General features: G+C 41.4%; 12 protein-coding genes. 10 read left to right on the top strand and 2 right to left on the bottom strand.

The genetic code is table 11. From position 1 onward, the window contains the following. Nucleotides 1-276 precede the first annotated feature (276 nt). From J9537_RS17805 to J9537_RS17780, 6 genes are all read left to right on the top strand, one after another. Nucleotides 277-948: a winged helix-turn-helix domain-containing protein gene (locus J9537_RS17805; protein ID WP_245001323.1), complete on the top strand. Its 672-nt coding sequence runs from the start codon at nucleotides 277-279 to the stop codon at nucleotides 946-948. A gap of 470 nt (nucleotides 949-1,418) precedes the next feature. Continuing rightward, complete coding sequence (locus tag J9537_RS17800; RefSeq protein WP_218257374.1) at nucleotides 1,419-4,058, top strand: hypothetical protein; 2,640 nt, start codon at nucleotides 1,419-1,421, stop codon at nucleotides 4,056-4,058. Nucleotides 4,059-4,073: 15 nt separating this feature from the next. Next, nucleotides 4,074-4,556, top strand: coding sequence for a hypothetical protein (locus J9537_RS17795; RefSeq protein WP_028020198.1), 483 nt, complete (start codon nucleotides 4,074-4,076; stop codon nucleotides 4,554-4,556). 18 nt (nucleotides 4,557-4,574) lie between these two features. Next, nucleotides 4,575-5,033, top strand: a complete 459-nt coding sequence (locus J9537_RS17790) for a hypothetical protein (protein ID WP_028020199.1) — start codon at nucleotides 4,575-4,577, stop codon at nucleotides 5,031-5,033. Between the two features lie 11 nt (nucleotides 5,034-5,044). Further along, nucleotides 5,045-5,485, top strand: coding sequence for a hypothetical protein (locus J9537_RS17785; protein WP_028020200.1), 441 nt, complete (start codon nucleotides 5,045-5,047; stop codon nucleotides 5,483-5,485). A 16-nt stretch (nucleotides 5,486-5,501) separates the two neighbouring features. Further along, nucleotides 5,502-6,017, top strand: a complete 516-nt coding sequence (locus J9537_RS17780; RefSeq protein ID WP_028020201.1) for an FIVAR domain-containing protein — start codon at nucleotides 5,502-5,504, stop codon at nucleotides 6,015-6,017. Between the two features lie 238 nt (nucleotides 6,018-6,255). On the opposite strand, the gene J9537_RS17775 is transcribed toward J9537_RS17780, so the two are convergent. Further along, complete coding sequence (locus J9537_RS17775) at nucleotides 6,256-6,699, bottom strand: hypothetical protein (protein ID WP_028020202.1); 444 nt, start codon at nucleotides 6,697-6,699, stop codon at nucleotides 6,256-6,258. A gap of 228 nt (nucleotides 6,700-6,927) precedes the next feature. On the opposite strand from J9537_RS17775, the gene J9537_RS17770 reads away from it, so the two are divergent. The 4 genes from J9537_RS17770 to J9537_RS17755 all read left to right on the top strand — a co-directional run bounded on the left by J9537_RS17770 (nucleotide 6,928) and on the right by J9537_RS17755 (nucleotide 9,238). Beyond that, nucleotides 6,928-7,431: a cysteine hydrolase family protein gene (locus tag J9537_RS17770; protein ID WP_028020203.1), complete on the top strand. Its 504-nt coding sequence runs from the start codon at nucleotides 6,928-6,930 to the stop codon at nucleotides 7,429-7,431. Nucleotides 7,432-7,609: 178 nt separating this feature from the next. Then, on the top strand, nucleotides 7,610-7,852 hold the full coding sequence (locus tag J9537_RS17765; protein WP_028020204.1) for an AbrB/MazE/SpoVT family DNA-binding domain-containing protein: 243 nt from the start codon (nucleotides 7,610-7,612) through the stop codon (nucleotides 7,850-7,852). Next, nucleotides 7,852-8,256 (top strand): type II toxin-antitoxin system death-on-curing family toxin, encoded by a 405-nt coding sequence (locus tag J9537_RS17760; protein ID WP_028020205.1) that lies wholly within the window; start codon nucleotides 7,852-7,854, stop codon nucleotides 8,254-8,256. The genes J9537_RS17765 and J9537_RS17760 overlap by 1 nt, the downstream gene beginning before the upstream one ends. Before the next feature lie 193 nt (nucleotides 8,257-8,449). Next, entirely contained in the window at nucleotides 8,450-9,238 is a 789-nt protein-coding gene (locus tag J9537_RS17755; protein WP_028020206.1) for a DUF4931 domain-containing protein, read from the top strand. Between the two features lie 80 nt (nucleotides 9,239-9,318). Here J9537_RS17755 and J9537_RS17750 read toward each other — a convergent pair whose 3' ends face one another. Further along, a complete protein-coding gene (locus J9537_RS17750; RefSeq protein WP_028020207.1) occupies nucleotides 9,319-10,620 on the bottom strand; it encodes a PTS sugar transporter subunit IIC in 1,302 nt (433 codons plus the stop codon). Nucleotides 10,621-10,629 lie beyond the last annotated feature (9 nt).

The raw sequence follows: 10,629 nt of genomic DNA, 5'->3' as shown, positions 1-10,629 counted from the left end.
TGAAAGGATGACAAGATTGGGACGCTATAGTTGGATGATCATTTTAACAATAATAGGCATGATCAGCTTAATTGTTTTTTTCTATTTCATATTCAGAGATATGAAACAAATACAGGCACGGAAACGCTCTAAAATGTACTATCTTTTAGATTTGTCATTACTGATAGTTGTTGTTGTATGTGTAGTTTTAGCTGTTTACTTATTTTTTGATATACAAAATCAAATTCGAATACTAGAGGAGATTCTGTGAGGTGATAAAAAATTCGAATACTATTATTGACTCATAATATTTTAAATGAACAATCCATACAACAAAATCTACAGAAGTTTAATTACGAAGTATTTGTCTCAAAAACAATGTTTGACATGCTTTTGCACGAAGAAGATCCATGGAACATTTCTTTTTACCAACTGATTATCCTTAGTGAATCCTTATCGAATAAAGAATTAGAAGTGATCGTCCCGAAATTAAAGGAACGACGCGCTGTAATTTTTCGGAAATACGTATGTGAGCCCTTGAATAAAGAAAAAGATGCGGAAAAAGCATTGGAAATCGATCGCTGGATATCACGAGAGATTGGAATAGATACTTTAAGGGAATTGATCAGTGAGTGCACGGTTATGAGTACTGCTGAACCTAGTGACTATCTATCTAAAGAAACGTTTGAAGGGCTCATCATGGATTTCACTAAGAATCAAAAAAAATACTTTTTAACATTGTATGAAGCAGATTCTTCTCTCGTCTCACGAAAAGAGCTTTGTCAGTCTATCTGGGGCGTCGAATCTACACGATCCAATTTGGCGCAGCTTTCTGTTTTAACGAAAGCTCTACGCCAGAAACTCATGAATAAAGGCTTTCCATCAGATACTATTGAGACAGTCTGGGGAAAAGGCTATCATTTGAACAAGAAGTTTTATCACATGTATCCTAAGTCTCAGCAGTCATGACCATCAGGCAGTGTCTTCTGGATAGAAATAGTGATGAGTCATATGAAAAAAGAAGAACCCTCGATAATCATTTTTTTGATTTTCGAGGGTTCTTTTACGTTTACCTGCCAGTCTGCTTATCACTTGAGAGGATTTGAAGGCTCGCTTTTTCGTTGTGAGGAAAATGATGTGTAATCGGCGAGACTAATGAAAGAAAAACGTTTATGAAGCTTATGTTGAGGGAAAATCTCATCTATCAATAAAGGGTAGTTCCTTTTTGATAATAAATATTAGAAAATTTGATTTCTATTTATTTGCATGTATATACCTATTATGAAGTATTTAAAATCCATTATTTTAAAGAGATAATCAAATTATTGGGTTTTAAAACATTGTTGTTTTAATGCCAATGATAAAAGAAAATATTTTAGTGAGTGAATTGTTTGTTATAATTGATTTGAGTAGGTTATTACGAAAGGAGGTCACAAAATATGAGGGTGCAAAACAAATTAAAGGTGATAGGAGTTGCTGCGACGGTCATGCTTTCTGCTGGGAGTCTTTTTTCAACTGCCATAGGTTTAGCAGAGACTGAGACGGTTCCTGTGGAGTCAAGTGAGTCATTTCAAAAAATAGCTTCGAAAGAACCGGTGACAAGTTTTAGTCAGGAAGTAGTATCAGAGAGTTTCACTTCCCAATCTAGCGATAGAATGGATACGGAGGAGTCCAATACAGTAGAAACTGAAGAATCAGAAACGACTGTCGCAGAACAAAGGGAGGTGTCGGAAGAACAACCAGAAATAGAAAGTAAAAGTCCAAAATTTATCCAAACAAGAGATTTTCTAGTAGATGGAGAATCTAGTGGAATTACCTATCAAGGGAATACTTTGGAACTGAGTGGGACAAATGCACTATACACCGTCAGGATGAATAACTCTGGACAAACGACTACCACCGATCGGATCGAAGTCACAGGAACCAACGTCACGGTGAAGCTAAATGGCGTGAAAATTAAGTCATCTAGTAACGCCCCCTTCTTAATTAATCCCGGCGCTTCCGCGACTGTCGACTTGATTGGTGAGAACGAATTGATTAGTGCGAGTGACTACGCGGGGCTGCAGAACAACAATACTTCGGAAAATTCGCTGGTGATTACAAGTGATTCTGGCAGTTATGATGGATATGCTGGGAAGTTAACCGCGAGATGTGACGGGATGCTTGGAGCAGGTATAGGCGGCGGCGATGGTGGAAGCGGTAAAGTAATTATAAATGGCGGTCATGTAACCGCAACCGGTGGAGATTTTGGGGCGGGGATAGGCGGCGGATCTGGTGGAAGAGGTGAAGTAACCATAAATGGCGGTCATGTAACCGCAACTGGAGGAGATTCTGGAGCAGGTATAGGCGGCGGATCTAGTGGAAGTGGCGAAATAACCATAAGTGGCGGGACAGTTCAATCAACTGGGGGGAATTATAGTTCAGATATCGGCAGCGGGTTCGGTGCCACTGGCGGCTCGGTCACCATCAACGGCGGCAGTATCAAGACGTCCAATAACGCGGTTACTGATTTCAGTAACCCACCGAAAAATACTGATGGTGAAGAAGTGGCTTGCTACAAGTTTAAGAATCCAGTCTCCTTTGACCCGCAGCCTACGCTGAAAGTGGACGGGATTGATTTTAATATTGGTGGCAAACACGAGCCTACAGATGATCAGTACTATCTCTATCTAACCAAGGAAGACCACACCCTTTCGATGCAAAGCGACCAGCAAACCAAAACATGGGACATCGAATGGGATGTCGGCACACAGACCTTTACAGAAAGAACGTACGGCGATTTTCTTATAGACAACTCAACGAGTGTTACTTATGAAAGTAATGTACTGAAGCTAGGCGGCGATGGTCAAATTTACACCGTCAGTATGAAAATCCCCGAAAGTAAAACCACTTCTGACCGGATCGAAGTCACAGGAACCAACGTCACGGTGAAGCTAAACGGCGTGAAAATTAGGTCATCCAGTAACGCCGCCCCCTTCTTAATTAATCCCGGCGCTTCCGCGACTGTCGACTTGATTGGTGAGAACGAATTGACTAGTATGCATAACTACGCGGGGCTGCAAAACAACAATACTTCGGAAAATTCGCTGGTGATTACAAGTGATTCTGGCAGTTATGATGGGTATGCTGGGAAGTTAACCGCGCGATGTAACGGGATGTTTGGAGCAGGTATAGGCGGCGGAGCTGGTGGAAGCGGCGAAGTAACCATAAATGGAGGTCATGTAACAGCAACAGGTGGAACTGGTGGAGCGGGCATAGGCGGCGGCGATGGTGGAAACGGTGAAGTAACCATAAGTGGCGGCTATGTAACCGCAATCGGTGAATATAGGGGAGCGGGCATAGGCGGCAATGGTGGAAGCGGTAAAGTAACCATAAGCGGAGGTACAGTTCAATCAACTGGGAATTCTAGTTCAGATATCGGCAGCGGGTACGGTGTCTCTGGCGGCTCGGTCACCATCAACGGCGGCAGTGTTAAGGCGACCAAAAACAATATCAATCCTGCACCGACAGATGGCAGCGGTCCTGTTCACCCCTATAAAGCTGATGGCACGAACTATCAATCGAATCAGACGGTTACCGCTATGAATAAAGACTTTAATGTCAGCGGCAAACACGATGGAGATGAGTCCTTCTACCTCTACCTGCCAGAAAACAAACACGTGGTGAAGGTCGGAGAGAAAGAATCCTATATTGAGTGGAAAACCGATCAGTTTCTTGCAGCATCGACCTATACCTTAACCATACCTCAGACAGTCGAACTAGAGGCTAGTGATAAAACAGCGTCAGTTGAACTGAAAAATGACTTTTATCAAGTGCCAGGGTACACCCGTCAAGTCACAGCGAAGCTTAAAGTAGGTTCCTTAGATAATGAGAAGTATTTGACATTAACGGATACCACGGATGCAAGCAAGAGTATTCGTACCAAAGTCGCATGGAATGAGTTGAGGATGGAAGCAGGTTCAGAAAAGAATGAAAATCAAATTACCTTCGCTGCCCCGATTTCGTCTATTGATGGAGAGCCGATTCGTGCAGGTAATTACCGCGGCATCTTGACCTTTGAAGCAGGCTTTAGCAATTAAGGAGGACGATCATATATGACAAAGAAAAAAATCGGACAACTTGCTGGCGTACTCTTTCTAATTGTTGCGGGCATTTTCATTGGGATGAATTGGCAAAACTGGTTCGGTGAGCCCTTAGAGGCACAGCTGACAGACGTCGAATCAGCAGAAGATTGGACAGGCGAACGGAAGGCGGCACAAAAACCTTCTCCTACCATCGACATTCCTGGCTATGAAAAGCTTCAGCTGAAAGCAGATAGCTTGGAGCAAACCGTCAACTTCCACAATCCGGAGAACAATACCTGCTATTTCAAGATTTCTGTGTGGCAAGACCCCGAGACGAAATTATGGGAATCCAAACTATTAGCGCCTGGCAAAGCCATTTACGAGCTTACATTAGATAAAACAATAGCTGCGGGAAGCTATGAAGAGGCGATGGTCAAGTACGAGTGTTTTAGTTTAGAAAATCATGAGCCCCTCAACGGCTCTGAAATAAAAGTAACCCTAGAAGTATTTTAAAAAAGGAGTGAACGAAGAATGAAAAAAATAATTGGAGCAACACTGTTAGCGATCATCGCCGTTGGATTTGGTGCGACAGTTCAGGCAGAAGATGCGACCGTAACCTATGACGTAGCAAGCACCTATTCCTTATCTATCCCAGCAAAAACCTTAACAGATACTGATAGAGAATGGGTGATCGGGACGAGTAAACATGATATCGCCCCAGGAAAAAAGCTGGATATCGGCTTATCATTGACAAATACAGCAATGGACGATGAAGGTAAAGTGACACTGAGTCAAGATTCAGGTACCAATAAATTAACCACAAAAATGACGATTAACGGAAGCACAATTCTCAAAGGAAGTTCAATACTTCAGGTAGCTGGCACATCGGATAGTGGTAAGGAAGAAAAGATCAGCTTCGAACAGCTTGCAGGAAACAAACAGGCGGGAACCTACAAGGCACAACTCAACTTTACAGCAGAGATCAAGTAGGAGGGAATCTAATGAAAAAGCGAAGAATAGCACTGTTACTTAGCAGCTTGGCCCTATTTCCGATCGTTGCTTTAGCAGAAGAGCAAAGCACGGAACTAACCGTGGAGATCCCTTCGGAGTATACCTTGACGATTCCGGCGACAACCAAAAATATCCAATACAAGCAAGAAGTGACGGAGCTGGGCACATTGAAGGTTCAGGGGAATCTAGCTGCTGGTCAAAAAGTAAAGGTCACCGCTGCTAAGACACTATTGACATACAAGTCACAGGTCATTCCCTTTTCACTTAAGAATGGTGAGAATGCTGAATGGACACAGGATACATGGACAGATGCAGAGGCGAATAGCGGCAAAGAAATCCCCTTAAAGGTCAACATCACTTCAGAAGACTGGGCAAAAGCCAAAGCGGGAAAATATCAAGGAAAAATCATCTTTACCAGCTCATTTGAGTAAACGAGGAGGGAATACGATGAAGAAAATATTGCAGGCTCTGTCATTGTTCCTGCTGTGTCTGATGGTCCCTACCTCGTTCTCGCCAAGGGTCTATGGGCAGGATCAGTCCGTGGATCTGACGCTTACCATTCCGGCAGAAGCAGCACCAGAGCTGGAAAAGCTGGTGAAAGAGGAGAAGGAAAAGCTGCGTGACAAAGAGACTTATACCGAGGCGAGCTGGGAGGCCTACCAAAAAGCGCTGCAGAAGGCCGAAGAAGTTCTGACAAACACCCCTCACGACGAGGAAAAAGTCACTGCGGCCTTGATTGATCTGAAAAAGGCCATACAAGGCTTGACTCCGCGCAAAAAAACGAGTGGGATGGTTCCTGTGAATGCAACCAAACCTAAGGCAAATGCTCAAACAACCACCAGCAAGTATCCAGCCACCGGCATGGCGGTCGATCTGGGGCTGGCGAGTCTTGGGGTGCTCCTTGTTGGCACAACGAGTATCTTATGGCTGAGCAGCCGTAGAAAGGCAAAGGATTTGGAATGAAACATGGTTTACTCACATAGAATTCTAAACACACAATCTATCCTAAGAGATAAAAAAATCTTTTTAGGATAGATTTTTTTGCTGGTGAGAACAGAAATGATTTTTCCTATGATAAGAGCAATAGGAGGTCCGTAGTCAAACACCAGCCATATCAGGCTATTTCCTGTAGTACAAAGATTTTTCTTGGATCATCTATCAATTTTTATTCCATTGGAGGGTGAAAAAATGAAGAAGTCTGTCACACAAGGAAATGATTTGCTATTAGGACATGGGTGACAGAAAAGAGCAGTGAAAAAGAGACTGCCAATGAATTTCTTAGCTTCCATGAGACCAATAAAAAAAAGATAGATGGAAAAACCGCCATGCCCGTCAACAGCAGCCCATTGAAAGTACCGGCAAAATAAAAGCCCCATAGGACAAAATAACTGATCAGCGCAATCAAGGCACAGCTATCTAAGACGAGATTTTTCCGTGGGGGACACCGATTCACTATGACAAATAAGGAGATCATCAGCCCAAAGCGGCCAATGTTCTCAAGCAGGTTCCAGAGCCAGCATTTGGCTTCATTGCTATCCAGTACATTTGATGGAGGAGGAGATAATAGAGAGAGTAAATTAGGAGCCATGACCAAACAAACAGCGAATATTCCAAGCAAAGAGAAGCCAAAACGGTAATTTTTCATCGGATTCCTTTCAGATGTTGTTATGACGTGTTTTCAGTATAAAAGTAACCGCGAGAAAATTCAATTTCAATCAGAGATGCATAAGGGGATCAATCTTTCACGGCCTAGGCTATACTGTACTAAGTAGAAAAAAAGGAAAAATCCAATATGCTTTGAAACAATCGTCTGTTTGCGGCGTAGTCTCATTTTTTAAGTATGTTAAAGTAAAAAACGGCTGGGGGAATAATGATGGAAAAACTATCTGACGCATTACTGATCATTGATTTACAAAAGGGTGTTTGCTTTGACCAGGTGAAGATCGATCACTTTGAAGAAATCATTGCGCTAGTGAATCAACGCATCCAGCTTTATCGAGGACAAAACAAACCGATCCTCTTTATTCAACACTGTGATGAAGAGCTAGTTCCACATTCAGAGGCATGGGCGATCGTAGATGAACTGGATGCGGAGGAAGAGGATACCTATATTCAAAAGACACATGCTAACTCGTTTTATCACACTAAACTGCAGGAGGTATTACAAAAACGGCATATTGGCAGTCTAGAAATCTGTGGTGCTCAAACCCAGTATTGCGTAGATACCACGATAAAATTCGCCCATGGCTTAGGCTACCAGTTAACCATGCTGAAAAACGCTTCGACGACCTATGACAATGAGTTCCTTTCTGCTTCAGATACCATTTCTTTTTACGAAAATATTTGGGAAAATCGTTTCTTACAGCTCATCAAATAAAGACGAATGCCTAACTCTTCATTTTAAATGAAAACAATAGAAAAGCAGCAAAGCTAGTGGTTGTTTCGTATTGTGCAGAGGGGGGGAACGATTCTTACTACGAAATTTTTCACATAGGAAGTAATGTGATACAGTGTATATACACGGATATACATTGTAGGAGAGGAGCGCTAAAAAGATGAAAATCCAAGAGAGAAAAATTAGAAGAGTAGGAAATTCCATGGTTGTAACACTATCTAAAGAGTTTTTAGAGAGTATCAACGTTTCTGAGTCTGACATTGTTTACATTGATGAGGAAAAACTAAAAGAAGCTTTTACGAAGAAAGAGGAAAAATCTGCGGATCAATTACAATTAGAAATGATGATCGCAAAATCTTTCCAAAAACATAATGAACTCTATAAGGAACTGGTAGATAAATAATGTTTCACTATCTGACTGCCAGTGAAGTTTCAATAATAAACACCTTTCAAATTACGCAATATTCCCCACAAGAACAATTAGGAGTAAGGGACTTCAATGCTCTTGAAAGGACTGTGAATCAACCTAAGCAGGAAGTGTTTAGCAAAGAATTATACCCAACAATCGCTGAAAAAGCGGCTATTTTAATGATCAATCTAGTAAAGAAGCATCCGTTTCACAATGCCAATAAACGAACAGCGCTAATGGTTGTCGATATTTTTCTCCAAAAGAACAATGTTGAGCTGCAATTGGGTATCAAAGACGGGGTAGAGCTACTTGTTTCTATCGCTACTTTTGAGAAGGATGATTTTGAACAATTGAAAATGCATGTTGCTTCGGAAATAGAGAAGAATATAAAACATTGAGTTTAGCTACATCAAAGAGTACACAAAGAAAATTTTTCATAGTCACCTATCGGGTGGCTATTTTCATTTTTGATTTCCCTAATCTTAAATTAGAACCGCTGAAAGAGAATTATTCTAAGGCAAAAAATGCTATTATGGGAAAGAGAGAATGGTATGCTAACCATTAAACAGGTTTATAAGGAGTTGCTTATCGATGAAAGAGAAAAAAGAGGAACAAGCATTGGTTTTCTTGCCGTTAGCGGCCAATGGCAAACCGCAGCATCATGGATCGGAAAAGATCGGCTGCCCCTTTTGCGATTATGCAGAAGAAGAGAACATCCTGAAAAGGGAAAAGGAAATGCTATGGATTCTCAATAAATATCAGACCTTACAGGACACGTTCCAAACCATTATAATCGAGAGCAACGATCATAATAAGGACATCTCGACCTATACAAAGGAACAAAATCGAGAATTATTTGCTTTCGCCTTCGACTGCTGGACAAAAACGAAGAACGATCCGCAATTCGAATCCGTGCTCTTTTATAAAAATCATGGACCTCTATCTGGCGGCAGCTTGAAGCATCCCCATATGCAAATCGTCGGATTAAAGGAGATGGATGGTGAGAAAAATATTCATTCTGGGAACTTTACAGGAATCTCTGTTCTCTCAGACAAGAATATCGAGATTAATTTTTCCACCATGCCGGTGATGGGCTTTTTAGAGATCAATATCCTAGTGGATGCTGAAGCTCCTGAAGCCATTATTCAATTAGCTGATTTCATTCAAAAAACAGTTGATTACATATTGAACACCTATCATCATGGACGCTGTGATAGCTACAATCTTTTTCTGTTTGAAAAGAACGGTAAATACATCGTCAAGATAACCCCTCGTTTTATCGTCTCACCATACTTTGTCGGCTATCGCTTGGCACAGAATTTCTCGGAGGAGCATCTGCTCGCTTTGGGGGAAGAGTTTAGGGAGAGTATAGCGAGATAGATACAGAAAAGATGACAGATGAAAAACAGTCAAGCAACGGTATTGATACCGTTACTTGACTGTTTTTTAGTAGCTCGCTTTTATTGTTCTTCTTCCACTAGCTTCGTCTTGTTGTTCTCCATTACTTTGAAAAACGGATAGTAGATAACAACACTTATAAGGATCAATACGAAGCAAAAGACGATATTACGCCAGTCCATACTTGAAAGATACGCTTGTGCGAAAAAGGGCGTGAAGGATGGATCAACGATGAATCCCACACTAATCAGACCGACACTCTGCGCAAAATACGTCAATAATAATGAAATTATCGGCGTAATTAAAAATGGAATTGCCAAAATTGGATTGAAGACAATCGGAAGCCCAAAAATAACGGGTTCATTGATCGAACAGATCCCCGGAATAAGGGAAAGTTTTCCAATTGTTCGATATTCTGAAACCTTGCTTCGTATCATTAAAAGCACTAGACCAAGGGTTCCACCAGCGCCTCCTAAAACAGAGATACGGAACATTTGCAGATTCATCAGGTGAGTCATTGTTTCTCCATTCGCCATCTGTTCGGCATTCAAACCTGTTTGCGCCATTCCTAAAGTAAAGACAATTGGAAAAATAATAGACGAGCCATTGATGCCGAATAACCATAGAATGTTTCCCAAAGTGACGATCAATAAGAACCCACCAAGACTCCCAGCGATATTTGTAGCGGGAGTCAAAATCTGCATCACTGTTTCTGGAAAAATCTTTTTGGTTGTTAGTAAAAAGATCAGATTGATGCCGTAAAAAAGAATGATGTTTGTCAACAGTGGAACCAGTGTATTGATGAAAGTGGCTACCATAGGTGGAACGGTATCTGGCAATTTTAGCTTGATATTTCTCACTTCAAACACTCGGTTCACTTCAACGACTAATAGACCGATTAGGATGGCTACGAAAAGACCGTTTGTTCCCAAATAATTTAAGTTTATTGTTCCTTCCATTACGGGTGTGCAGACCATTAGGAAAATGACAGATGCGACCATGCCATTCATGGATGGATTGATTTTGTATTCACTAGCAAGAGAAAAAGCAATACCGAAGACACTGATCAGTCCGATAATTCCCATGGTCAAGTTGTATGGAGCAGTGATCAAATCATAATTAGCGACTGCAAAATCCTTCCATCCAGCCATAAATTTCATAAAGAAATTGGCTGTTTCTGGATTGTAGCGATCAATGTTAATCGGTGGATTGGCGAAAATTAGAAAAAAAGAGCCAATTACGATGAAGGGCAGTCCAAACATCATCCCACTAGAAATGGCTTTGAGGTGTCGCTGATTTCCAATTTTTGCTGCTACTGGACTTAGTAGGTCATTAAGTTTCATGATGAACGTAGAGTTTTCCATACTTGTGTC

Source organism: Enterococcus raffinosus (assembly GCF_019175485.1).
GTDB lineage: Bacteria > Bacillota > Bacilli > Lactobacillales > Enterococcaceae > Enterococcus_A > Enterococcus_A raffinosus.
This window is presented reverse-complemented; position numbering and strand designations above follow the sequence as displayed.